Origin of the sequence: Chromobacterium rhizoryzae (assembly GCF_020544465.1) — a bacterium.
GTDB lineage: Bacteria > Pseudomonadota > Gammaproteobacteria > Burkholderiales > Chromobacteriaceae > Chromobacterium.
Map to the genome: position 1 here is coordinate 3,635,178 of NZ_CP066126.1, position 24,333 is coordinate 3,659,510.

Below are 24,333 nucleotides of genomic sequence, written 5' to 3' on the forward strand. Positions count from 1 at the left end.
GACTGGGTCCGCGCCTTTCCATTATGACACTGCAAGCCGCCGCTTAACCAGCCAGCGCCGCGCCCATTTTGCGCCGGTAGAACTCGTGGAAGTGCAACATGCCCTCCTCGGTGGGAGATTGATAAGGCCCCACCTCGTGCTCGCCGCGCAGCCACAAGGCGCGGCGGCCTTCGTGCATGCGGTAGCAGATTTCGTCGTCTTCCTTGGCGGTTTCGAAGTAGGCCGCCTGCTCCGCCTCGATGAACTCCGGCTCGAACCACACCACGTCCTCCGGGTAGTAGAACTCGGTCAACACCGTGCACTGCTCCGGCCCGCGCGGCATCACCACGCTGACCACCAGCACGTGCGGATACCACTCCACCATGATGTTGGGGTAGTAAGTCAGCCAGATGGCGCCGAACTCCGGCTGCTGGTCGGCGTAGCGCCGGCGGACTTCCTCATGCCATTTGCCGTAGGCGCGGGAACCGGAAGTGGCCAGCTGGTTCTTCACGCCCACGGTCTGCACATGGTATTGCGCGCCCCACTCCCATTTCAGATCGCCGCAATCGACGAAATTGCCCAGGCCGGGGTGGAAGGGATCGACGTGGTAATCCTCGGAATACACTTCGATGAAGGTCTTCCAGTTGAAGCCGTACTCGCTCAGATGGCTGGAATGGTAGGCGTAGCCGTCAAAACTCATGTGCTTGGCCACGCCCAGATTTTCCAGATCGCGCGCCACATTGCGGCGCGCGTCGAACAAAAGGCCGTTCCAACGCGTCAGCTCGGTCTGGTTCAACTTCAGGCACGGCGTTTCCGGAAAATGCGGCGCGCCCAGCAAAGCGCCTTCGGCGTCGTAAGTCCAGCCATGCAGATTGCAGACGATATGATTGCCGTTGCCGCGGCCTTTATAGATGACCGCCTGGCGATGGCGGCAGACATTGGAGATCAGCTTGACCCGTCCATCCACGTTCTTGAGCATCTTGCCGTGGCCCATCCATTCCAGAGTCTGATAATCGCCGGCGTTCGGCGTCATCAGCTCATGGCCATAGTAGAGGGGCGCGTCTCCAAACAGCAGCCGCTGTTCCTGAGCGTAATAGGCAGGATCGAAATAGGTATAGACGGGTAGCTGGGCAGCAGAAGCTTGAAGCAACTGAGCGGAAGCCAGATCAGACATTATTCCCACACCTCCGTGGTAGAAGATATAAGACCAGCCGAATCTCGCTTAAAACGAGTTTGCGGGACTATCAAAAACAATCAACAAAAACAAGGCCGAACCTTGCGGCCGAGGGGCGGATTATGCCCCCGCCCCCCCACCGGGGCAAGCCTTTCCTCTCTGCTGGAAGCGGGTTCTTGGCGTAAAAACATCAGCTTGCCATACCCAAATCATACTTAGAATAATATTTTTGATAGGAATCAAAGCTTTAGCATTCACGCTGCAATGCAATATTAGAGTCGCTTAATTCATGATGTTATAATCGCCGTCATCGCCGCCGTCCGGCCCTGGAGCCTGACCCCATCTGGACTGTAGCCGATATGCCGCCAGTTACAATGCCTGCCGCGTAAAAGCAGGCGCAGCCATGCTTTTCGCCGGAGACCCCGCGGCGCTGACGCCGGCTTCCGGCAATGCTATACCGATTGAAAGCCGCGTCCGACGCAGCGGGAATCCATGCTCGCCGCCGCGGCCGCGAGCTCGGGTCCAATGGCGACAAAACCGCTGATTTTTGCCGAAATGCTGAATTTAACGACTCATCGCGCCAAGCGCCTGCAGCCTGCGACACCGTTCGGTCGGTGCCGGACCGCCATTCGCGCCCATTCCCGCCGCGCGTCACAGGAAAGTCTCTGAAACCATGCAAACCTTTTTCCTCGCACCCATCGGCTTCAACGCCGGCCTGACCTCGGTGGCGCTGGGCGCCATCCACAGCCTGGAACAGGCCGGCCTGCGCGTCGGCTTCGTCAAGCCCATCGCCCAGGGCGCGGACCCCAAGGAGCCGGAGCGCTCCACCCACTTCGCGCGCGCCATCTGCCGGCTCAATCCGCCGGAGCCGATTCCGATGGAGCGGGTGGAACACCTGCTGTCCAAGGGCCAGGTGGATCAGTTGATGGAGGAAGTGGTCAGCCTGTATCAGCAGGCGGCCCATCAGGTGGACGTGGTGCTGGTGGAAGGCCTTGTGCCGGACCAGAAGCAGGTGTTCTCCACCTTCCTCAACACCAAGATCGCCCGCAATCTGCAGGCGCAGACCATCCTGGTCAGCGCCGCCGACAACCTGGCCAGCCATGAGATCGCCGAGCAACTGGAAATGAGCATCCAGGCCTTTGGCGGCGGTCAGGGCGGACAAGTCGCCGGCTACATCCTCAACCGGGTGCCCAAGGATCAGAACGCCCAGGACATCGCCACCGAGGTGCTGGAAAGCGGCAGCCTGATGAAGAAGGTCAGACTGCCGCTGCTGGGCGCCATCCCGCACGAACCCGAGTTGCTGGCGCCGCGCACGCTGGACGTAGCCAATCATCTGAAGGCGCGGCTGCTGCACGCCGGCCAACTGACCAGCCGGCGCGTGCGCACCATGGTGGTGACCGCCCGCACCGTGCCCAATATCGTGCACCTGCTCAAGCCCGGCGCGCTGATCATCACCCCGGGCGACCGCGAGGACATCGTGCTGGCCACCGCGATGGCGGCGATGAACGGGGTGCCGCTGGCCGGCCTGCTGCTGACCTGCGACTCGATGCCGGACCCGCGCATCATGCTGCTGTGCCAGCAAGCCTTCACCGGCGGCATGCCGGTGATGGCCAGCGAATCCAATACCTTCGACACCAGCAGCGCGCTCAACAATATGAGCTTGCAAGTGCCGTCCGACGACCGCGAGCGCATGGAGCGCGTGATCGAATTCGTCGCCGAACACCTGAACGTGGCGCCGCTGAAGCAATACATCGGCGCGCCGCAGGAACTGCGCCTGCCGCCGCCGGCCTTCCGCTATCAGCTGATGGAAAAGGCGCGCAAGGCCAATAAGCGCATCGTGCTGCCGGAAGGCAACGAACCGCGCACCATCCAGGCCGCCGCCATCTGCCACGAGAAGGGCATCGCCCGCTGCGTGCTGATCGGCCAGCGCGCCGAAATCCTGCAAGTGGCGGAAGCCCAGGGCGTGGCCCTGCCGGAATCGGTGGAAATCATCGACCCCAACGAGGTGCGCGGCCGTTACGTGCCGCCGATGGTGGAGCTGCGCAAGAGCAAGGGCCTGAACGCGCCGATGGCCGAGCAACAACTGGAAGACAATGTGGTGATGGGCACCATGATGCTGGCGCTGGACGAAGTGGACGGCCTGGTGTCCGGCGCGGTGCACACCACCGCCAACACCATCCGCCCGGCCCTGCAGCTAATCAAGACCGCGCCGGGGGCCCGCATCGTCTCCAGCGTGTTCTTCATGCTGATGCCGGAGCAGGTGCTGGTTTACGGCGACTGCGCGGTGAACCCGGACCCGGACGCCGAGCAATTGGCCGACATCGCCATCCAGTCGGCGGACTCCGCCGCCGCCTTCGGCATTCCGCCGCGAGTGGCGATGATCTCCTACTCCACCGGTTCCTCCGGCAGCGGCTCGGACGTGGAAAAAGTGCGCGAAGCCACCCGCATCGCCAAGGAAAAGCGGCCGGACCTGCTGATAGACGGCCCGATGCAGTACGACGCCGCCAGCGTGGAATCGGTGGGCCGCCAGAAGGCGCCGGACAGCGCGGTGGCCGGCCGCGCCACCGTCTTCGTGTTCCCGGACCTCAACACCGGCAACACCACCTATAAGGCGGTGCAGCGCTCGGCCAACGTGGTGTCGGTGGGCCCGATGCTGCAAGGCCTGCGCAAGCCGGTCAACGATCTGTCGCGCGGCGCGCTGGTGGACGACATCGTCTACACCATCGCGCTGACCGCGCTGCAGGCGGAGCAAGGCGAGTCCGCTTGAACTGAAGCCGCCCTCCCCCAACCGCCTGCCGCCCGGCAGGCGGTTTCGCCGTTCCGCGCAACAGCGCCCCTCCCCTTCGCCGCCCTGTCCGGTCATGCCATTGCGTTAATTCAAACAATTGTTTTACATTGGAGCGCCATAAGAGCCGCACAACAACAAGCTGCGTCCGCAGCCGCGTCTACAACGCATCAGAGGGGCACTCCATGTCGATTCAAACCATCACCGAATGGTTCATCCCGGACCGCGTCCGCCTATCCCCGGAACAGGCGATCCGCGGCCGCACCGTCGTCGGCGTCGGCCTGCTGGCCGGCCTGGTGGCGCCGCTGTTCGCCGTCGAATACCTGCAACTGGGCCACCGCGCGATGGCCGCCGGCATCGCGCTAGGCGGCCTGGGCCTGCTGCTGGGGCCGCTGCTGCTCAAGCTCAGCGGCGCGGTGCGCTTCAGCGCGGAATTCATCACCAGCTGCATGTACGCGATGGTGTGCTGGATGGTCTACGTCAACGGCGGCATCCAATCCACCAGCATTGTCTGGTTCGCCGCCATTCCCTTCACCGCCGTCTTCGTCGCCACCCGCGTCTCCGGCATGGTCTGGCTGGCGCTGACCGCGGCCGCCATCAGCCTCTTTCTGTGGCTGAGCGCCCGCGGCCTGCTGCCGGCCAACCCGATTCCCCACGCGGAAATCCCCAAGCTGCAAGCCAAGTCTCTGGCCGGCCTGTCCCTGGTGGTGCTGGCCCTGGCGCTGGCTTTCGACAAGGCCAAGGTCAAAAGCTTCGAGAAACTGGAAAGCGCGCGGCGCGAGGCCGAACAGGCGCAACAGGCGATGCGGCAGCTGATGGCCCAGCTGACCCAGTCCATCCAGGCCGCCTCCAGCGCCAGCCGGGACATCGCCGGCAGCACCGGCAATATGGCCGACACCATGGCCAGCCAGCGCGAACGCTCCGAGGACATGGTGGTGATCGCCCAGCAGATGGCGGTGGTCACCAGCCAGAACGCCGAGCAATCGGTGACCGCCACCCAGCTGGCGCACACCGCGGGCCAGGCGGCCTTGGGCGGCGGCGAGGCGATGGACCAGGCGGTGCGCCAGTTGAGCAAGGCCGGCGAGGTGATTGCGCTGGCCTCCGGCCGGCTGGAACAATTGGGCGAACGCAGCGCCGAGGTCAGCGGCATCGTGCAGCTGATCCGCGACATCGCCGACCAGACCAATCTGCTGGCGCTCAACGCCGCCATCGAGGCGGCGCGCGCCGGCGAGCTGGGCCGCGGCTTCGCCGTAGTGGCCGACGAGGTGCGCAAGCTGGCCGAGCGCACCCAGAACGCCACCTTGGACATTGAGCAGAAGATCCGGCTGATCGTCGACGGCACCAATCAGGCGCTGGTGGCGATGCGGGACGGCAATCAGCAGATGCGGACCGGCCGCGACCACTCGGTGGACGCCCAGCAAAAACTATCCGGCATCATCCGCGAAACCGGCGAGCTGGCCAGCCTGCTCAGCCAGATGTCTCAAGCGGAAGCCAATCAGAACCAGGGTTTCGCCCAGTTCGCCCACGACATCACCGCGGTGGGCGAATCCACGCGCAGCCTGTCCGGCGAAACCCAGGCCATCGCCGACGCCATCGCGCGGCTGGATCGCTTGCTGGTGGAACTGGGCCAAAACACCCGCCACCTGCAGCCGCACACCGCCGAGGCATGAAAAACGCCGGCCCTGGGCCGGCGTCGTCCTTTGGACTGGCGAACGCCCTTACTGCGGCAACTCGCTATTGCTGAACACCTCCAACTGCACCTGCTTGACCCGCTTGTCCGCGGCCAGACGCTGCTGCAAGGACAGCAGCTCGGCCTGGGCCGGCGCGTCGAACACCACCACGCTCTGGGTGCGGTAGCGCACGCTCAGGCTGTGATCGCGCGCCAGCGCGGCCTCGTCGCGCGGCGAAGCCAGCTTCACCATCACCACGCCGCTGACCTTGGACGGCGCCAGTTCGCCTTCGGAACGCAGCACGTCGCCGCGCTTCAGCGTCGCGCCGCCTTCGCTCGCCGCCGAGCGGGCGCTGACGCCCAGCGGCAGCTTGCCGGCCGGCGCCGCTTGTTTGTAATAAGTCTTGCCGTTGATCACCAGCGGCTGACCGCCCGGCTTCTGCTTGAAGGACGGAACGTCGGCGGCTTGGGCGCCGGCGGCCAGGGCCAGCAGGCCGGCCAGAATCAGGGAATGTTTCATCGTTATGCTCCTTTGTGGCCGATGAAGCGGATGGACCAAGACCGCAGGGTGCCGGCGGCGTTGGGCAGGCTCAGCGTGCGCTGACCCTGAGCGTCGCGGTAGTCGTAATAGTACTCGGCGCCGTTGGTGTCGATCACGCGCAGCCGCCATTGGCCGCGCGCCGATTCGCCGTAGAAGTGGTTGGACAACAGGCGCTGCTGGTTCAGGCCGTAGCTCTCATTCACCAGGCCGGTGCGCGGCGACAGCAATACCGAGCGGGTGCCGGCCGGCGAGATCAGCTCCACCGCCAGGTCGTTGGCGCGGCCGTGTTTCGCGTCCACCAGCACCTGCACCGCTTCCACCGTCAAATCCTCGGCATGGGTGTACGCGCTGTCCAGGCCGGCTTCGCTGGCGTCCGGAATCGCCTTCATCACCGACACCGTCTGCCAGCGCGTCTTCTCCAGCGCCGTCAGCGGCTTGTGATTGCGACCCAGTTCCACCGCCTTGTCCACATCGATCAGGCCGAAGCCGTAGAACGGGTGGAAAGCAAGGCCGGCGGCGTTGTTCTGCCATCCCGGCAAAGCCTGGTAGCTGTGCGCGCCGCCCTTGGCGTCCTTGAACGCCAGAGTCACGCCGGCATGATTGGCGTCCACTTTGCGCGCCGATTTGATCAGCAGATCGCGCACATCGCGCGCGCTCAGATTGGGATACGCCGACATCAACACCGCAAACGAACCGGAGGCGGCCGGCGCCGCGGCGGAAGTGCCGTTCATGGTGCCGCGGTAATCGCAATTCGGGTCCAGCGCAGTGCCGCCGTGCAACTGATTGGTGGACGGACGCAGCGTGGAGTTGGAGCCGCGGTCGCAACCCACCAGATCGGTGGTCACCATCGCCGGGCTGGCGGTGCCGTACTCGCCGCCCGGCGAGGTCAAGAGCACGTTGGCGCCCACCGAGGAGTAGGACGAGCGCACGCCGTCGGCGTTCAAGGCCGACACCACCACGTTCCAGTAATTGCTGTTGTCGGTGGTCAGGTTGGAGTCCTGGATCGGCAGGCCGTCGTTGCCGGCCTTGGCCAAGACATAAGTGGGCTTGCCGTCGTCGTCAGAGCCGGACTGGAAGCTGACGTAGGCGTTGCCCGCCGACTTGACGAAGACCGCGCCCTTGCCGCCGTTGCTGCGCAGGCTGACGTCCTCGTGCGCTTCGTCGCGCACCCGCAGCGTCATATCGGTGTCCGGATTGCCCGGGATCGAGCGGATCGCCGAGCTGCCGTAGCTCTGGTTGAACACGCGGGAGAGGGTGGACGACTGGCCGGCGCTGTCGCTCGGCGACTTGCCATGAGACAACATCCAACCGGCGGTGGTTTGCGCCTTCAGCCAGTTGAAGCCGTTCAGGCTGGCCGCTGGCGCCACGCCGCGGCCGCCCAGATTGTTGAAACCCACCGCGGCGGCGATGCCGGCCACGGCCGTGCCGTGGCTGTCGGTGGCCGAGCTGGGGGTCGGGTCGTCGCTATTGTTGGCCAGGTTCTTGGAACCGGGCACCACATTGCCCGCCAGGTCCGGATGGCGGATTTCCAAGCCGTCGTCGATGACGGTCACCGTCACGCCGCGGCCCTGGATGCTGCGCGAATGGCTAAGCGCCAGGTTCAGATCGATGCCGGCCACGCCGCCGCGCTGCGAGAACGCGTTCTGCCCCGTGTTTTGCAGGAACCATTGCTGGGACACCAGCGGATCTCCCGCTTGCAAGGGCGTTGCGGCCTGACCGGCCAGGGACGCCAGGGCCAGCGAAACCGCGCCCACCGTGATATGGATACGCATTGCATCTCCTAAGTGTCGAAACTGCTGTCGATAGGGAACAACCGCCGTGAGTCCGGGGCTGCCACCCCATCGCTCCCGGCCATTCGCCGCCGCCTGCCAGCGGCGGTGAAATCCTCGGTTCTTCGCCGGCGCCCAAACCCGGAACACTAGCCGCCCTGCTCCGGGCGCCATGCGGCGAACCTGCGTCGGCGCTCGCGCCGGGCCGCCGAGGCGGCGTCCGTCGCCGCGTTCAGCCGGCCCAAGCGGCGCCTGCCTAAGCAGTGAATCATCAAAACCAAAAATGCCAAAGTCCTATTTATTTTTATCGTATATAAAAACTTCATAATACAAAATGCAATAATTCCCATTCGCAAATATGACAACACGAAGCAACAAAGCCCGAAAAATCTTGTCAAAATCAACCGCTTAGCAGGGAAAGGACTAGACAAGCCACCGCCAGCCACGCCCCGAGCGGCCAGCCGAAAGCGCCGCCGGACCGGTGGGCGGGCGTCAGGATTTGTCAGACAGAAGCGCTAGGGAAGGAAAAAAAAGGAACAAAAAAACGCCCCGGACGGGGCGTTTTGATTGGAAGGCGATGCCGGCGCGGGTTTTAGTCGCGCTCGCCGGCGAAGGCCAGCAGCAGTTGCAGCAAGCTGGTGAACAGATTGTAGATGCTGATGTAGATGGACAGCGCGGCGGAAATATAGCTGTCCTCGCCGCCGTCCACCACCACCTTGACCTGCCACAGAATCATCAGCGAGCTGAACAGCGCGAAGGCCGCCGAGATCATCAGATGGAAGGCCGGCATGCGCAGGAAGATGTTGGCCACCACCGCCACCATCAGCACGATGGCGCCCACGGTCAGGAAGTTGCCCAGCCCGCTCAGATCGCGCTTGGTGGTGGTGGCGATGCCCGCCATCACGAAAAACACCAGCGCGGTGGCCGCGCCCGCGGTCATGATCAGCTGGCCGCCGTTGGAAAACTTGAACGCCAGTTGCAGCAAGGGCCCCAACAGCAAGCCCATCAGGAAGGTGAAGCCCAGCATCAGGAACACGCCGGCCGAGCTGTAGCGGTTTTTCTCGATGGCGAACACCAGGCCGTAAAACACGGCCAGGATCGCCAGCATGCCGATGATGGGGCTGCCGGCCAGGAAGCCGAAATTCATATTGGTGCCGACGATGGCCCCCATCACCGTGGGGATCATCGACAAGCCCAGCAAACCATAAGTATTGCGAAGAACCTTATGGCGTACCTCGGCCATACCGGTCGTCTGATAGGCCGTCTCAAGGTTCGGGTGCATAATTAAGCCTTTCTCCAAAGGGATTTTTATCAAATTGTACCGACAGTGACCGCCGCCGTGGCAATAAGTTTCCAGGCGGGCCGGCTTGCGCCGGGAAAGCGCTTCGGGTATTCTTGCACTCCCTTGCAAATTAGGGCTTCTGGCCGGATTTGCAAGCGGCATCAAAGCGAAAGTGGCGGAATTGGTAGACGCACTGGATTTAGGTTCCAGCGCCGCAAGGCGTGAGAGTTCGAGTCTCTCCTTTCGCACCATCTCCTGGTTTTAGCTCCTAGCGGCGCAGCGCCGCGGCCCTCCCCTTAAAAACCCGCACAGCGGCGATTTCCCGCGTCCGGAATCACCACGCACGCGCCGCAAGACACTGTCGTTTTGCGCCATCGCCTGCCCGATTCGCGTGCTGGACGCTGCAAACGCAAACACGCCACGCCATGAGAAACGCCCCCGAAACCGTTACGCTTCGAGGGCGTCAAGCCGGACGCCGGCCGCGCGCAAACCCGCCGCCGCATCAGCTCGCGGCGGCCGCCTGCTTGTCCATCATGATTTTCAGAATCTGCACATCGGTCTGCACCATGCCCTGGCTGGCCAGCTTGCCCAGGTTGGCGATGGAGGCGTCCAGTTCGCACTCGACGATGCCGTCGCTGCCGGCCACGCACACGCCGTCCAGCGCCATCAACACCGCCTTGTAGGCCGAGCCGGCCGAGGTGGACACCTTCATCGCGCAGCTATTGGACGCGCCGTCGCAGATCATGCCGGCCAGGTCGCCTATCATGCTCGAAATGGCCATGCCGGCCACCGCGTAGCCGCCGCCCAACAGATGGGCCATGCCCGCCGCCGCGCCCATGGACGCGGTGGTGACCGCGCACAGCGCGGACAGCTTGGGCAAGCGGGCGTGGATGTAAATCGCCATCAAGTGAGACAGCATCAGCGCCCGCGTCAGGGTTTCCCGGTCGGCGCCGACGTGCTCGGCCACCACCACCACCGGCATGGTGGCGGCGATGCCCTGGTTGCCGGAACCGGAATTGCTCATCGCCGGCAGGGTGGCGCCGCCCATACGGGCGTCGGACGCCGCCGTGGTGCGGGTGAGAATGCGGGTCAGCAGATTATCCGACAGCAAGCCGGCGCTCACCTGCTTGTGCAAGGTCGCGCCGATATGCAGGCCGAACTGCCCTCCCATGCCCGCCCGCGACAGCGCCTCGTTCAAGGTGGCCGCCTCGTGGATGAAGTCCATGGTCTCCAGCGGCGCCTGGGTGGCGAAATCGTAGACATCCCGCGCCGTCGCGTCGGAAAAATCGTACGCGGCGCCGGCCTGGCCCAAGGCGTCGGCTTGGGCGCGGAACAACGCCGCGCCATTGCGTTCGATCAGCACCACATGGGTGTGCGAATCGGCGATGCAGACGCGGGCCGTCTCCTCGCCGGCGAAAACCCGGGCTTCCGAATAGAGGATGTTGGGCACGTCCGCGATGCTCAGCGTCACGCGATGCTCGGCGAGCATGCGCTTGGCCGCGTCCACCGTTTCACCGCTCAAACCCTTGAGCACTTCCAGCTTGCCGTCCGGATCGCCGCCCAGCGCGCCCACCGCGGCGGCGATCTGCAGGCCCACGGCGCCGGTGCCCGGCACGGTCACGCCCATGCCGTTCTTCATCAGATTGGGCGATACCCGCGCCTCGATGCGCTCAGGCGCGCGGCCCAGCGTCTTGGCGGCGATGGCACAGGCCAAGGCCAATGAAATCGGCTCGGTGCAACCCAGCGCCGGCGCCACTTCCGCGCGCGCCGCCTTGACGAACTTCGGCCACAGATCAGTGTTGAGAGTCGATGTACACATGGTGATTACGCTTTCCAATCAAATTAAATCAAAGTCTTGCCGCCGCCCGCAAAATGGAACGGCGGCGGAAATTCAGGAGAAGGCCAGGAAGGGCGACACGCACAGCAGCAGGCCGGTGGCGATGATGATCTTGAGCGCGCCGCCCTTGTATTTGTGCAGGAAGGGCACTTGGTAGACCAGGTAGGCCGGGATCAAGCAGCCCACCAGGCCGAAGACCGGGCTGCAGATCGAGGTGAAACTCAGCACCGGCGCGTTCAGCACGATGGCGCCCCAGGACAGCAAAACGGTGAACACCATGATGCCCTTGGCCACCCAATCCGGACGGATGCGCTCCTCCGGCATCACCCGGCGCAGCAGATTCATCGCCAGGCCCTGGCAGGCCTCGCGGAAGCCCAGATAAACGCCGAAGTACGCGGTCATCACCGCGAAAATATTCAGGATCAGGCTGAACAGCTTGACCATATCGCCCGGCATGCTGCTGGCCACCATGGCCAGGGCCGAGATGTTTTCATGCGAGGCCTTGACCGCCTGCTCATGCCCCATCGCCAGAGTGAAGGACACCGCATAGAAAAAGACGGTGACGAAGAGGATGCCAAAGGCGATGTTCATCGCCCGCATCGCCTTGTATTGCGCCACCTTGCGCGACTTTTCCCGCGCGCGGTAGGAAATCACCATCGGGCTCAGGCTCTGGATGAACAGAATGGAGGTCAGCGTGAACGGCAGCATGATGATGGCGTCCTTGATCAGGCTGCCCACGGACGGAAAAGCGCCCACATTGACCAGCTTCCATTCCGACACCATGGCCAGGCCCAGCACCGCCACCACGCCCAGCTTGGTCAACACCATGCCGGTGGAAATCTTGAACAGCAGTTGCTCGCCGCGGGAGGCCAGCGCCACCAAGAGACAGATCAGGCCCAGTCCGTAGAAGGGGTTGGCGGACAACAAGGTCTCGGTGACGCCGAAGCTGTGCAGAAAGGAGGCGCTGTCGTTGGTGATGGCGGTCGAATACACAAAGACCCAGATCACCAACATGATGAAGTACAACGCGCCCAGCAAAATGCCCCAGTTCTTGCCCAGGTAGCCGCTGATCACGCTAGGGTAGTCCTTGCACTCGGGGGACTCCGCCAGGGTGTTGATGAACAGACGCTGAAACAGATACATCGCCGGATAGCCGATGACGGACGACAACAGGAAAACCCACAAGCCCATCAGCCCCACCTGCACCGGCAGGAACACAATGCCGGCGCCTATCGCCATGCCTATGCTCATCACGACCCAACCGCGGTCGATGCCGTCGAAACGCACCGCCTCCCGCCACTCCGCCTCGCTCATTCCCGCGCGCTCGGCAGCGCTTGCCCTGGGCTTGACGCCCACCTGGGTGATGTCCATACTCGTTGATCCTTTAGTGGTTTCATTGCTGTCCCAAGCGCTCCGGCGCCAACCGGATGCTTGGATGTCCCCGCCGCGCTGCGCCAACAGCGCGGGAAGGGACGACGGACGCGAATCAGAAGCCCTCAGTCACGACACTGCTTCAGATAGCGGTAAAGCGTGGGCTCGGAAATCTCCAGCGCCTGCGCGGCCTTGCCGACGAATCCGCGGACGGAAAACAAGCCGCGCTGATTCAATTCCCGGATCGCCTCCAATTTTTCATCGCCGGACAAGCGCGCCGGATCGATCGCGTATTGCTCCAACACGCTTTGCATGATGCCCACGCCCACATCGTCGATACCCTGCGACAGCGTTTCCTGGTGCGGATCGTGAGACAGTTCCGCCGGCAGCAGCGCCTGCACCGCCTCCAGCGCGCGCTTGTAGCGGCTGTCGTCGGAGTTGACGCAGAGCATGGCCTGCGCGCGGCCGGCCTCGTCCTTGATCACCAGGGTGGACGAGCGCAGCGATACGCCGCTCCGGGTCTTGCTGCGGTAGTTCAGCCGGTAATCCTCGCCGCCCTTGCCGGAACACTCCCGCGCCATGCTCAAGGCGAGATCGGTGGCCGGCGCGCCGACGCTGCGGCCGGACACATGCCCGTTGCGGATGATTTTGAGCGAAGCGCTGGGATTGGACAGATCGTGCACCGCCACCTCGCTGTCCGGCCCCAACAGGGCGGATACGAAGTCGGCGAGCACTTCGGCGTCTAGATGCAGTTTCATGGCGATGACAAAAAAATTATCACGGCGAGATTCTATGCATCAGATTTCACCCATGTCATGCGCAACCACGAGCGCATTTGACGCGCGTCAAATTCGGCAAAACCGCCAGATTCCACCCTGGCGGCGCCCAATGAAAAAACCCGCCGGCGCGGCGGGTTGCAGAATTCGGGTCAGATCTTCGGGCGCTCGCTTCACAAGGCCTCGTCAGCCAGCAAGCGCCTGGCGAACACCTCCACCGGCGTGTCCGGAATGAAGTCCAAACTCACCCTCCCCTCCACCGCGAAACCCAGTTTGCCCAGCACGCGCGCGGACCCGGCGTTGTCGGGGTGCACCAGGCCCACCAGCCTATCCAGCGCGTAGACGTCCCGCGCCAGACGCAGACAGGCGCGGCCGGACTCGGTGGCGAGGCCCAGGCCCCAGTACTCGGGCAGAAAGCGATAGCCCAGCTCCACCGCGTCCACCGCCGCCATGTATTTCAGACCGCTGAAGCCGATCACCTCGCCGCTGTCCTTCCACACGCAGGCCACTCGGCCGAAACCGTGTTTTTCGTAGTCCGCCAGCGGGCCGTCGCGCATCGCTTGCAAAGCCTGTTCGCGCGAGCCGAAGGGCGTATTGCCGACATAGCGGATGGCCTCGGCCACGGTGCCGAGCCGGTAAAAAGCGTCCAGGTCGTTTTCGTCGAAGGGCCGCAGAATCAGGCGGCCGGTATCCATGGCTTGCATTGTTTATCCCCTTTGTTCCCCGTCTCATGACGATGGAAACAATTTGCCAGCAATCCCCCGTCCCCGCCAGATTTTTTGCGCCGCAACAAATCCGCGCGACAGCCGCGCCCGACAGATCAACTGATATACTGTCGCTTTGATTTTCCCCGCCGCAGAACCCCGCCATGAACGATCTGTTTGCCAATGAACCGAAAAAACCGCTGGCTGAAGCGCTGCGTCCCGGCCGCCTCGACGAGGTGATCGGCCAGCGGCACCTGATCGGCCCCGGCAAGCCGCTGCGGCTGGCGGTGGAAGCGAGCACCCCGCACTCGATGATTCTGTGGGGCCCACCCGGCGTAGGCAAAACCACGCTGGCGCGCATACTCGCCGCCAGCTTCGACGCTGAATTCATCCCGCTGTCGGCGGTGTTCTCCGGCGTCAAGGACATCCGCGAGGCGGTGGAGCGCGCGCACGCCGCGCTGCAGCGCTCCGGCCGCCACACCATCTTGTTCGTCGACGAGGTGCACCGCTTCAACAAGAGCCAGCAGGACGCCTTCCTGCCCTTCGTCGAATCCGGCCTGCTGACCTTCATCGGCGCCACGACGGAAAACCCCTCTTTCGAGGTCAATTCCGCGCTCTTGTCCCGCGCCCAGGTCTATGTGCTCAACAGCCTGGACGAGGAGGAGCTGCGCCAGTTGTTCGAACGCGCCGCCGCCAACGGCGCGCTGGAGGGGCTGAGCTTCGACGACGCCGCCATCGACACCCTGACCGGCTACGCCGACGGCGACGCCCGCCGCTTCCTCAACCTGCTGGAACAGACCCGCACCGCCGCCTACGCGCGCAAGACCGGCCAGATAGACCGTGACTTCCTGTCCGAGGTGCTGACCGTCAACGCGCGCCGCTTCGACAAGGGCGGCGACGATTTCTACGACCAGATCTCCGCGCTGCACAAATCGGTGCGCGGCTCCAATCCGGACGCGGCGCTGTACTGGCTGACGCGGATGCTGGACGGCGGCGCCGACGCGCGCTATCTGGCGCGCCGGCTGGTGCGCATGGCCTGGGAGGACATCGGCCTGGCCGATCCGCGCGCGATGCAGATCGCCAACGACGCCGCCGCCACCTACGAGCGCCTGGGCAGCCCGGAAGGCGAACTTGCGCTGGCTCAAGCCGCGCTGTATTTGGCCGTGGCCGCCAAGAGCAACGCCGGCTACAAGGCGTATAATGAGGCCCGCGCCTTCATCAAGCAGGACAAATCCCGGCCGGTGCCGGTACACTTGCGCAATGCGCCCACTCGGCTGATGAAGGAGTTGGGCTACGGCCACGAATACCGTTACGCCCATGACGAACCCCATGCCTACGCCGCCGGCGAGACCTATCTGCCGGAAGGATTGGAAGACATGCGCTGGTATCAGCCGACTCCGCGCGGACTGGAAAGCAAAATAAGGGACAAGCTGGATTTCCTGCGTCAGCTCGACGACGACGCCCGGCAAGACTCCGAATAAGTGAAAGAAACAGGACCAACCTAACCATGCTCGACATCAATCTGCTTCGCAACGACATCGAAGCCGTCGCCGCCCGTCTGGCCGGCCGCGGCTATACCCTGGACACCGCAGCCTTCAACCAGCTGGAGTCCGAACGCAAATCCCTGCAAACCCGCATGCAGGAACTGCAAGCCAAGCGCAACGCCTCCTCCAAGCAGATCGGCGTGGCCAAGGGCAAGGGCGAAGACGTGTCAGCCATCCTGGCCGAAGTGGCGACGCTGGGCGACGAATTGAAAGCCGCCGAACAAGGTTTCGACGCGGTGCAAAAACAGCTGGACGCCTGGCTGATGTCCATCCCCAACCTGCCGCACGAATCGGTGCCGGCGGGCAAGGACGAAAACGACAATGTGGAAGTGCGCCGCGTGGGCGCGCCGCGCCAGTTCGACTTCGAAGTGAAAGACCATGTCGACGTGGGCGCGCCGCTGGGCCTGGATTTCGACACCGGCGCCAAGCTGTCCGGCGCGCGCTTCACCGTGCTCAAGGGCGACATCGCCCGGCTGCACCGCGCCATCGCCCAGTTCATGCTGAACACCCATACCGGCGATCACGGCTACGTCGAGCACTACACCCCCTACATCGTCAACGACAGCGCGCTGCTGGGCACCGGCCAACTGCCCAAGTTCGCCGAAGACATGTTCAAGGTGACCAAGGGCGGCGAAGAAGGCAATGTGGACCAGTACCTGATCTCCACCTCGGAAATCACCCTGACCAACACCGTCAGCAACAGCATCCTCAAGGCCGAGGAGCTGCCGCTGAAACTGACCGCGCACTCGCCCTGCTTCCGTTCGGAAGCCGGCAGCTACGGCCGCGACACCCGCGGCATGATCCGCCAGCACCAGTTCGACAAGGTGGAGATGGTGCGCATCGAGAAGCCGGAAGACTCCTACGCCGCGCTGGAAGACATGGTCGGCCACGCCGAGAACATCCTCAAGGCGCTGGAACTGCCCTACCGCGTGATCACGCTGTGCACCGGCGACATGGGCTTCGGCGCCGCCAAGACTTACGATCTGGAAGTCTGGCTGCCAGCGCAGAACACCTATCGCGAAATCTCCAGCTGCTCCAACTGCGAGGCCTTCCAGTCGCGCCGCATGATGGCGCGCTACAAGGACGAAAACGGCAAGAACCAGCTGGTGCACACGCTGAACGGCTCCGGCCTGGCGGTGGGCCGCACCCTGGTGGCGGTGCTGGAAAACTACCAGAACGCCGACGGCAGCGTGACCATTCCGGCCGTGCTGCGGCCTTACTTCGGCGGCCGCGACAAGATCGGCGGCTAAGCCCCGGTTGACCCTCCGCCGCAGGAAGACAACGGCGCCCGCCATGGGCGCCGTTTTTCATGCCCGCGCCGCCAACAACGCCTCGAATTCGGCTCGCGGCAGCGGCTTGCTGAACAGATAACCCTGTCCCAAACGGCAGCCCTGCTGCAACAGAAAGTCTCGCTGCGATTCCAGCTCCACCCCCTCGGCCACCAACTCCAGGCCCAGGCTGCGGCCGATGGAAATGATGGCGCGGGTGATGGCGGCGTCGTCGCCGTCATGGTGCAAATCCATGATGAAGGAGCGGTCTATCTTCAAGCCCTTGACCGGCAGCCGCTTCAAATAGGACAGCGAGGAATAGCCGGTGCCGAAATCGTCGATGGACAGATAGACGCCCAGCTCGCGCAGCCGCTGCAAGGCTTCCACCATGCCGCAGTCCTCATCCATCGCCACGCTCTCGGTGATTTCCAGCTCCAGTTCGCCGCTATCCAGGCCATGCCGGCGCAGCGTGTGCGCCACCGTGTCGGCGAAGCTGCCGTACTTGAGCTGGCGGCCGGACACATTGACCGCGATCCGCCCCGGGGTCAGGCCCTGTCTCCGCCACAGCGCCCAGTCCCGGCAAGCGGTGTCCAGCACCCATTCGCCCATCGGCACCATCAGCGAGCCGTCCTCGGCAATGGGGATGAACTTGGCCGGCGCCATCAGGCCCAGCTCAGGATGACGCCAACGCAGCAAGGCCTCGGCCCCCACCACCCGCCGCGTGGCCAATTCCACCTTGGGCTGATACCACACTTCCAGTTCTTCCTGCGCCAGCGCGCGGTGCAGGCTGTACTCCAGCTTCAGCCTCTCCATCGCCCGCGCGTTCATGTCCGAGGTGTAGAACTGGAAATTGTTCTTGCCGCGCTCCTTGGCCTGGTACATCGCCGAGTCCGCGTTCACCAACAGGGCGTCCGCGCTGACCCCGTCCTCCGGATACATGCTGATGCCTATGCTGGCCGAGATGAACAGTTCGTGGCCGGTCAGGCCGGACTGCTCGGTGACGCCGTCCAGCAGTTGCTGCGCCAGCGCCGCCACCTGGGTGACCCGTTCCACCGTCGGCAGCAAGAGGATGAACTCGTCGCCGGACAGCCTGGCCACGGTGGAGTGCGGCGGCGCGTGCTGCAACAGCACCGAGGCGATGCGCACCAGCAATTCGTCGCCGGCGTGATGGCCCAGGGTGTCGTTGACCAGCTTGAAGCGGTCCAGATCGACGAACAACAAGGCGAACTGGACCTGGGTCGGCGGCGCCCGCTCTATCGCCTCCTGCAAGCGCTCCAGAAACAGCGTCCGGTTCGGCAAGCCGGTCAGCGCGTCGTGATTGGCCAGAAAATGCAGCCGCTCCTCGGACTGCTTGCGCTGGGTGATGTCGGAGAACACCGCCACGTAATGCAGGCATTCGCCGTCCGCGTCGCGGATGGCGGTAATGCTCAGATGCTCGGTGTACAGCAAGCCGCCCTTACGGCGGTTGACCACCTCGCCTTGCCAGACTCCGCTCTCTTTCAGGCTTTGCCACAGTTTCTGGTAGAAATCCGCCGGCTGTCGGCCGGACTTGAGCAAGGCGGGCGTGCGGCCCAGCGCCTCCTGGCTGCTATAGCCGGTGATGCGGCTGAACGCCGGGTTCACCATCTGGATCACCCCGTTGCCGTCGGTGATCAGAATGCCTTCCAGCGTCGATTCGAACACCTTGTCCGCCAGCAACAAGCTGCGCCGCGAATGCAGCAGCGCGTCGTCGCGCTCGCGCAAGGCGGAGTGCAATTCCTGCAGAAACTCCTGCTCCACCATCTGGATGATGTCGCGAAAACCCAGCAGCTGCAGCAGAACGCCGTCGGCGTCGTACACCGCCAGATGACGGATCTTGTGCTGCAGGATCAACTGCCTGGCCTGCAGCAGGCTGCTGCCGTCGCGCACGCCCAACAGCGGCCAGGAGCAGGCTTCGGCCAAGGTCGCCGGCGCGCGCCCCTCGGCCAGCAGCCGCAATAGGTCGCGCAGGGTCAGGATGCCGTAGTCGCCGTTGTCGAAGCGCACCGCCAAGGCGGTGGCGCCCTGCAGCCGCATCAGGGCCAGCGCTTGCTCCGGCGAGTCCGCCGCCCCCAGCTGGCACAAGGGCGCCGCGCGGTCCGCCACCACCCGCCGCACGCCCAGAAAGGATTCGCTGCCCTGACTCAATACGATATCGGTCAGCGACACCACGCCGCACGGCTTGCCGGCCTGTTCCACCAGCGCATGCCGGATGCCGCGCTCGCGGAATAGCGCCACCGCCTCGCTCACCGGCAGGTCATGCGGCAGCACCACCAAGGGCGCGCTCATCGCGCCGCCCACCGGCCGCATGCCTGCCGCGCCGTCCAGCCGGTCCAGCGCCAGCGCGTCGGCCTCGGTCCAAATCCCCAGCGGCCGTCCCGCCTCATCCTGCACCACGATGGAGCCGCAGCCCGCCAGCAACATGCGCCGCGCCGCTTCCGCCAGCGGCGTATCCGCCGCGCACGCCAGGATGTCAGGGCTAGAGATTTCTTTTATACACTGTTTTAAGTAATACATTAACAATCCAAGCCGGGCTGTTCACGTAAAAATTCCAAATGGCATTATAACGATGCAAACCGCCGTCATGTAGTCGGATTGCAACAGCCCCGCCCCGCAGCGGCGTCGAGACCCGAGATCTCCGCTCCGCTCCCGCCCCGCTCTGCCGCAGCGCATTCCCTTTGCATTCAGTAAATCGTCAAATACTCATATACATGATCTAGGACAAAGCGCGAGACCGGGGAGCGCTGCTAGGCTGGCAACAGAATCGGCGAATTTAAATTCGCCAAGGAAATGACAAAGGTATTGCGCATCGCAGCAAAACCTCTCAGAGCCTGTTGACGATCCCTCAAGCCGGAGCGGGACCAGGCGTTGCGGCGGAGACAGCGGAATGCATGCTTAGCACATCGGCATTCCCAACGCAGCACTCACCGCGCAGCGGATCGTGAACGGCCTCTCGGACTGGCGGCATTGCGCATGACCTGCCCTACCACCCACACAGCGACACAAGCACCATGAGCCAACAACGCATCCACCTATCGGTTCAGGGCCGGGTTCAAGGCGTCGGCTTCCGTCCCTTCATCTGGCGCACGGCCAGCGAATGCGGCCTCACCGGCTTTGTCCGCAACAGCGGCGAAGGCGTGACGCTGGAACTGCAGGGCGAACCGCAGGCGCTGAGCGCCTTCCGGCAAGCGCTGCGAACCCGGCTGCCGCCGCTGGCGCACATCGACGCGCTGCAAGAACGCGACATCCCGCTGCGCGACGCCGAACAACGCTTTCAAATAGAAGAAAGCAGCGGCGCGGTCACCCACGCCCGGCTGCCGGCCGACGTGGCCACCTGTCCGCGCTGCGTGGAGGAGTTGTTCACCCCCGGCGACCGCCGCTACCGCTTTCCCTTCATCAACTGCACCGATTGCGGGCCGCGCTACACCGTCACCCACCGGCTGCCTTACGACCGCGCCAACACCAGCATGCTGGCCTTTCCGCTGTGCCCGGTCTGCCGCCAGGAATACCTGGACCCGAACAGCCGCCGCTTTCACGCCGAGCCCACCGCCTGCCCGGTGTGCGGCCCCAAGCTGCAACTGACCGACCGCTTCGGCCAAAGCCTGAACGGCGACCCCATCGTCGGCGCGGTGCAAATCCTCAATATGGGCCGCAGCATCGCAATGAAAGGCCTGGGCGGCTTCCATCTGGTCTGCGACGCGGCCAGCCCGGCGGCGGTGTCGCGGCTGCGCCAACTCAAGCATCGCCCCGGCAAACCGCTGGCCATCATGGCCTTGAACGTGGAATCCATCCGCGCGCTCTGCCACGTCAGCGAGGAAGAAGCCGCCTGGCTGCAGCGCCCGGAACGCCCCATCGTGCTGTTGAACAAGAAGCCCGAAGCCGACCAGCTGCTGCCGGACATCGCCCCCGGCCTGTCCGCGCTGGGCGTGATGCTGCCCTACACCCCGCTGCAATGGCTGCTGTTCCACGAAGCGCTGGGCCGCCCGGGCGGCGCCAGCTGGCTGCGCCAGCCCTGCTCGCGGCTGTGGGTGATGAGCAGCGCCAATCTGTCCGGCGAGCCCATCGTCACCGGCAACCAGGAAGCGCGCGAGCGGCTGAACCAGGTCGCCGACGTCTTCCTGCTGCACAACCGCGCCATCGTCACCCGTTGCGACGACAGCGTGGTGTCGCTGGAACGGCGGCGGCCGCTGCTGTTCCGCCGCGCGCGCGGCTTCGTGCCGGACCCGGTGCCGCTGGCGCTGGACGGCCCGCCGGTGCTGGCGCTGGGCGCCTATATGAAGGCCACCGCCACCGTGCTGCGCGGCAAGGACGCCTTCGTGTCGCAATACATCGGCGCGCTCAACCATCCGCTGACCTGCGAAGCGCTGCAGCAGGCGGCCGACCATCTGCTCGACCTCACCGGCGTCGCCCCGCAGGCGGTAGCCTGCGATCTGGAAACCGGCACCTATTCCAGCCTGTTGGCCGAACACCTGTCCAAGCAATGGGAGGTGCCGCTGATCCGGGTCCAGCACCATCACGCCCACCTGGGCGCGGTGCTGGCCGAACACGGCGTGACCGAGCCGGCGCTGGGCCTGGCGCTGGACGGCTATGGCCTAGGCCACAACAACGGCGCCTGGGGCGGTGAAATGATGCTGGTGGACGGCGACAGCTGCGAGCGCATCGGCCACATCTCGCCGCTGCCGCTGCCCGGCGTGGGACGCAGCCGGCTGCCGCCGTGGAAGCTGGCCGTGGCCTTGTGGCAAACCCTGGAACTGGGACCGCTGCCGCCGCGGCTGGCGGCCCAGCCCGGCGCCCAGCAATTGGAGAAGCAGCTCGCCATCCGCCGCGATTGCCAGGACAGCACCAGTCTGGGCCGCTGGTTCGGCGCCATCGCCGGCCTGACCCGCCAATGCGGGGTGGAAACCTTCGAAAGCGAAGCCGCGCAAAGACTGGAGGCTCAGGCCGGACCGGCCGAGCCGCTGGCCGGCGGCTGGCGCACCCGCGCCAATCTGCTGGACCTGATGCCGCTGGCGCGCCATCTTTGCGGGCTGGACGACGACCAGGCCATCGCCAGCCTGTGGCACGCCACGCTGGCCGCCGCGCTGGCGGACTGGGCGATCAAGGCGGCGCGCACCACCGGCACCCGCATCGTGGCGCTGGCCGGCGGCTGCTGCGGCAATCGCCAGTTGATGGCGCAACTGCTGCCGCTGCTGGAGCAGGCCGGCCTGCGTCCACTGACCGCGGAGCAGCTGCCGCCCAACGACGGCGGCCTGAGCCTGGGCCAGGCCTGGGTGGCGCGCCAGCGCCTGCTGCGCCGGAGCTGAAATGAAAACGGCGCGTCGCCAGAAAGCGACGCGCCGCGTGGATCGGCTCTTGTCGGCGAATCAGGACGACAGGCGCTCGCCCCACAGATCGTGCTCGCTGCAATCGACGATCTTCACCGAATAGAACTCGCCCGCGCGCATGCCGGCGGCGTCCTCGACGAACACCAGGCCGTCTATCTCCGGCGCGTCCGCGTAGCTGCGGCAAATCGCCGTGCCTTCGTCGTCGATCTCGTCCACCAGCACCTGCATGGTCTGGCCGACGCGGCGCTCCAGGCGACGCGCGCTGATCTCTTCCTGCACCGCCATGAAACGCTCTTTGCGCGCCTCCTTCACCGCTTCCGGCACCGGGTTCGGCAAATCGTTGGCCGTGGCGCCTTCCACCGGCGAATAGGTGAAACAGCCTACGCGGTCCAGTTCCGCCTCGCGGATAAAGCTCAGCAATTCTTCGAAGTCTTCTTCGGTCTCGCCGGGGAAACCGACGATGAAGGTGGAGCGGATCACCAGTTCCGGACAGATCTCGCGCCATTTCTTGATGCGCGCCAACACATTGTCGCTATTGGCCGGACGCTTCATCAGCTTCAGCACCTTCTGGCTGGCGTGCTGGAACGGGATATCCAGATAGGGCAGGATCTTGCCGTCGCGCATCAGCGGAATCACCTCGTCCACATGCGGATACGGGTAGACGTAATGCAGACGCACCCAAATGCCGTGGCGGCCCAGTTCCTCGCACAGCTCGGTCATCCGGGTCTTCACCGGACGGCCGTTGTGGAAGCCCAGCTTGTACTTGGTGTCCACGCCGTAAGCCGAGGTGTCCTGCGAGATCACCAGGATTTCCTTGACCCCGGCCTTGGCCAGGTTCTCCGCTTCGCGCAGCACATCGTGAATCGGCCGGCTTTCCAGATCGCCGCGCATGGACGGGATGATGCAGAAGGTGCAGCGATGGTTGCAGCCTTCGGAAATCTTCAGATAGGCGTAATGCTTGGGCGTCAGCCGCACGCCGATGTCCGGCACCAGATCGACGAAGGGATCGTGAGGCTTGGGCAGATGCGCGTGCACCGCGCTCATCACCTCGTCGGTGGCGTGCGGGCCGGTCACGGCCAAGACCGACGGATGCGCGTCGCGCACCACATCGCCCTTGGCCCCCAGACAGCCGGTGACGATGACCTTGCCGTTCTCGTTCAGGGCTTCGCCGATCGCGTCCAGGGACTCGGCCACGGCGGAATCGATGAAGCCGCAGGTGTTGACCACCACCAGGTCGGCGCCGGCGTAACTGCCGGAAATATCGTAGCCTTCGGCGCGAAGGCGGGTCAGGATCTGCTCGGAGTCGCTGGAGGCTTTGGGACAGCCCAGCGACACGAAGCCGATGCTTGGAATCTTGTCTGCCATGATGATGGCCTTGCTGAAGAAAAACGCGAGAGTATACAACGATTTGACAGGCGATGCGCAGCGTTCGGAGGGGTTTGCGCCGCGGGCTCCCCGATTCGTTTTCACCCCGCCGGCGCAGGGCCGGATGCGGACGCCGCCGAGCGACGCTCTCCTTTCAGACCTCACTTGATAGTAAAATCCGACGCCTCCATATAGGCCTGAGAGCCGGTTCAAAGTCTCGCGAGCTGGGGCGAGACAAGGCGACAACGGCTGTAAAGCGGAATGTGGCAGTGATGCATGAGCATTTCGAAGCCGGTTTCAACGCCCTGGTCTAAAATCCCGCCGCCGTGCCGCAGACTTTGAACAGCTTCTGAGCCGTCAACCCCTCACACGATACCAATATGAAAACTCTCGTTTCACGCATGGAGTCCCTGATTTTCGCCAGCCGCTGGCTGCAGGCTCCGCTCTACCTTGGCCTCATCGTCGCCCAGGGGGTGTACGTCTATAAGTTTCTGCTCGAACTGATCCACTTGGTCGCCGACGCCTCCAGCATGACGGAAACCCAGATCATGCTGATCGTGCTGGGCCTGATCGACGTGGTGATGATCGCCAATCTACTGATCATGGTGGTGGTGGGCGGCTACGAAACCTTCGTCTCCAAGATCGACAGTCTGAACAGCCACGAGGACCGGCCGGAATGGCTGTCCCATGTCAACGCCGGCGTGCTGAAGACCAAGCTGTCGCTGGCGCTGATCAGCATCTCCTCCATCCATCTGCTGAAAACCTTCATCAGCGCGTCCAATCTGGGCAGCCCCGGCAATCCGCTCACCGAGCAGGGCGTGATGTGGCAGGTGGTGATCCATTGCACCTTCCTGCTGTCCGCTCTGGTGATGGCCTGGACCGACAAGCTGATGCAAAGCAAGCACTGAGCGCCGGCGCCCGCAGAGG

General features: G+C 64.4%; 16 protein-coding genes and 1 tRNA gene. 7 read left to right on the forward strand and 10 right to left on the reverse strand.

All coding sequences use genetic code 11. The features are described 5' to 3' along the window. Positions 1-43 precede the first annotated feature (43 nt). A complete protein-coding gene (locus JC616_RS16390; RefSeq protein ID WP_227104280.1) occupies positions 44-1,153 on the reverse strand; it encodes an aromatic ring-hydroxylating oxygenase subunit alpha in 1,110 nt (369 codons plus the stop codon). Between the two features lie 673 nt (positions 1,154-1,826). Between JC616_RS16390 and pta the strand changes: the two genes are divergently transcribed. After that, a complete protein-coding gene (gene pta, locus JC616_RS16395) occupies positions 1,827-3,920 on the forward strand; it encodes a phosphate acetyltransferase (RefSeq protein WP_107800094.1) in 2,094 nt (697 codons plus the stop codon). Between the two features lie 203 nt (positions 3,921-4,123). Then, a complete protein-coding gene (locus JC616_RS16400; RefSeq protein ID WP_227104282.1) occupies positions 4,124-5,608 on the forward strand; it encodes a methyl-accepting chemotaxis protein in 1,485 nt (494 codons plus the stop codon). 48 nt (positions 5,609-5,656) lie between these two features. Here the strand turns inward: JC616_RS16400 and JC616_RS16405 are convergent, their stop codons facing one another. From JC616_RS16405 to JC616_RS16415, 3 genes are all read right to left on the reverse strand, one after another. Further along, positions 5,657-6,127: a hypothetical protein gene (locus tag JC616_RS16405; RefSeq protein ID WP_107800096.1), complete on the reverse strand. Its 471-nt coding sequence runs from the start codon at positions 6,125-6,127 to the stop codon at positions 5,657-5,659. A gap of 2 nt (positions 6,128-6,129) precedes the next feature. Beyond that, the gene (locus tag JC616_RS16410) at positions 6,130-7,920 is read right to left on the reverse strand and encodes a S8 family serine peptidase (RefSeq protein WP_227104284.1); all 1,791 of its coding nucleotides are present in this window, start codon (positions 7,918-7,920) and stop codon (positions 6,130-6,132) included. A 589-nt stretch (positions 7,921-8,509) separates the two neighbouring features. Further along, positions 8,510-9,199: a Bax inhibitor-1/YccA family protein gene (locus JC616_RS16415; RefSeq protein WP_039753556.1), complete on the reverse strand. Its 690-nt coding sequence runs from the start codon at positions 9,197-9,199 to the stop codon at positions 8,510-8,512. Positions 9,200-9,365: 166 nt separating this feature from the next. On the opposite strand from JC616_RS16415, the gene JC616_RS16420 reads away from it, so the two are divergent. Then, positions 9,366-9,450, forward strand: a tRNA-Leu gene (locus JC616_RS16420). Between the two features lie 251 nt (positions 9,451-9,701). Here the strand turns inward: JC616_RS16420 and JC616_RS16425 are convergent. The 4 genes from JC616_RS16425 to JC616_RS16440 all read right to left on the reverse strand — a co-directional run bounded on the left by JC616_RS16425 (position 9,702) and on the right by JC616_RS16440 (position 13,887). Then, complete coding sequence (locus JC616_RS16425) at positions 9,702-11,018, reverse strand: L-cysteine desulfidase family protein (protein ID WP_227104286.1); 1,317 nt, start codon at positions 11,016-11,018, stop codon at positions 9,702-9,704. Between the two features lie 72 nt (positions 11,019-11,090). After that, positions 11,091-12,407 (reverse strand): amino acid permease, encoded by a 1,317-nt coding sequence (locus tag JC616_RS16430; RefSeq protein ID WP_227104288.1) that lies wholly within the window; start codon positions 12,405-12,407, stop codon positions 11,091-11,093. A 125-nt stretch (positions 12,408-12,532) separates the two neighbouring features. Next, positions 12,533-13,165 carry a helix-turn-helix transcriptional regulator gene (locus JC616_RS16435; RefSeq protein WP_227104290.1) on the reverse strand — a complete coding sequence of 211 codons (633 nt, stop codon included), beginning with the start codon at positions 13,163-13,165 and terminating at the stop codon, positions 12,533-12,535. Between the two features lie 191 nt (positions 13,166-13,356). After that, positions 13,357-13,887 carry a GNAT family N-acetyltransferase gene (locus JC616_RS16440; protein WP_107798638.1) on the reverse strand — a complete coding sequence of 177 codons (531 nt, stop codon included), beginning with the start codon at positions 13,885-13,887 and terminating at the stop codon, positions 13,357-13,359. Between the two features lie 164 nt (positions 13,888-14,051). Between JC616_RS16440 and JC616_RS16445 the strand changes: the two genes are divergently transcribed. Together JC616_RS16445 and serS are read left to right on the forward strand one after the other, a co-directional pair. Then, the gene (locus JC616_RS16445) at positions 14,052-15,368 is read left to right on the forward strand and encodes a replication-associated recombination protein A (protein WP_227104292.1); all 1,317 of its coding nucleotides are present in this window, start codon (positions 14,052-14,054) and stop codon (positions 15,366-15,368) included. 26 nt (positions 15,369-15,394) lie between these two features. Beyond that, positions 15,395-16,681, forward strand: a complete 1,287-nt coding sequence (gene serS, locus JC616_RS16450; protein WP_107798636.1) for a serine--tRNA ligase — start codon at positions 15,395-15,397, stop codon at positions 16,679-16,681. 57 nt (positions 16,682-16,738) lie between these two features. Here serS and JC616_RS16455 read toward each other — a convergent pair whose 3' ends face one another. Beyond that, positions 16,739-19,234, reverse strand: coding sequence for an EAL domain-containing protein (locus tag JC616_RS16455; protein ID WP_227104294.1), 2,496 nt, complete (start codon positions 19,232-19,234; stop codon positions 16,739-16,741). Positions 19,235-19,728: 494 nt separating this feature from the next. Here JC616_RS16455 and hypF point away from each other — a divergent pair, with 494 nt between their 5' ends. Next, complete coding sequence (hypF, locus tag JC616_RS16460; RefSeq protein WP_227104296.1) at positions 19,729-22,020, forward strand: carbamoyltransferase HypF; 2,292 nt, start codon at positions 19,729-19,731, stop codon at positions 22,018-22,020. Between the two features lie 60 nt (positions 22,021-22,080). Here hypF and rimO read toward each other — a convergent pair whose 3' ends face one another. After that, positions 22,081-23,406, reverse strand: coding sequence for a 30S ribosomal protein S12 methylthiotransferase RimO (gene rimO, locus JC616_RS16465; protein ID WP_107801704.1), 1,326 nt, complete (start codon positions 23,404-23,406; stop codon positions 22,081-22,083). 380 nt (positions 23,407-23,786) lie between these two features. On the opposite strand from rimO, the gene JC616_RS16470 reads away from it, so the two are divergent. Next, complete coding sequence (locus tag JC616_RS16470) at positions 23,787-24,314, forward strand: TIGR00645 family protein (protein WP_107798634.1); 528 nt, start codon at positions 23,787-23,789, stop codon at positions 24,312-24,314. Positions 24,315-24,333 lie beyond the last annotated feature (19 nt).

Bases quoted from the DNA above. Each gene is read 5' to 3' on its own strand.
- JC616_RS16400 (WP_227104282.1), top strand. From the start codon at position 4,124: ATGTCGATTCAAACCATCACCGAATGGTTCATCCCGGACCGCGTCCGC.
- JC616_RS16415 (WP_039753556.1), bottom strand. From the start codon at position 9,199: ATGCACCCGAACCTTGAGACGGCCTATCAGACGACCGGTATGGCCGAG.
- JC616_RS16430 (WP_227104288.1), bottom strand. From the start codon at position 12,407: ATGGACATCACCCAGGTGGGCGTCAAGCCCAGGGCAAGCGCTGCCGAG.
- JC616_RS16470 (WP_107798634.1), top strand. From the start codon at position 23,787: ATGAAAACTCTCGTTTCACGCATGGAGTCCCTGATTTTCGCCAGCCGC.
- JC616_RS16445 (WP_227104292.1), top strand. From the start codon at position 14,052: ATGAACGATCTGTTTGCCAATGAACCGAAAAAACCGCTGGCTGAAGCG.
- JC616_RS16455 (WP_227104294.1), bottom strand. From the start codon at position 19,234: ATGTATTACTTAAAACAGTGTATAAAAGAAATCTCTAGCCCTGACATC.
- rimO (WP_107801704.1), bottom strand. From the start codon at position 23,406: ATGGCAGACAAGATTCCAAGCATCGGCTTCGTGTCGCTGGGCTGTCCC.
- JC616_RS16425 (WP_227104286.1), bottom strand. From the start codon at position 11,018: ATGTGTACATCGACTCTCAACACTGATCTGTGGCCGAAGTTCGTCAAG.
- JC616_RS16405 (WP_107800096.1), bottom strand. From the start codon at position 6,127: ATGAAACATTCCCTGATTCTGGCCGGCCTGCTGGCCCTGGCCGCCGGC.
- JC616_RS16410 (WP_227104284.1), bottom strand. From the start codon at position 7,920: ATGCGTATCCATATCACGGTGGGCGCGGTTTCGCTGGCCCTGGCGTCC.
- JC616_RS16390 (WP_227104280.1), bottom strand. From the start codon at position 1,153: ATGTCTGATCTGGCTTCCGCTCAGTTGCTTCAAGCTTCTGCTGCCCAG.
- serS (WP_107798636.1), top strand. From the start codon at position 15,395: ATGCTCGACATCAATCTGCTTCGCAACGACATCGAAGCCGTCGCCGCC.
- JC616_RS16440 (WP_107798638.1), bottom strand. From the start codon at position 13,887: ATGCAAGCCATGGATACCGGCCGCCTGATTCTGCGGCCCTTCGACGAA.
- JC616_RS16435 (WP_227104290.1), bottom strand. From the start codon at position 13,165: ATGAAACTGCATCTAGACGCCGAAGTGCTCGCCGACTTCGTATCCGCC.
- pta (WP_107800094.1), top strand. From the start codon at position 1,827: ATGCAAACCTTTTTCCTCGCACCCATCGGCTTCAACGCCGGCCTGACC.
- hypF (WP_227104296.1), top strand. From the start codon at position 19,729: ATGAGCCAACAACGCATCCACCTATCGGTTCAGGGCCGGGTTCAAGGC.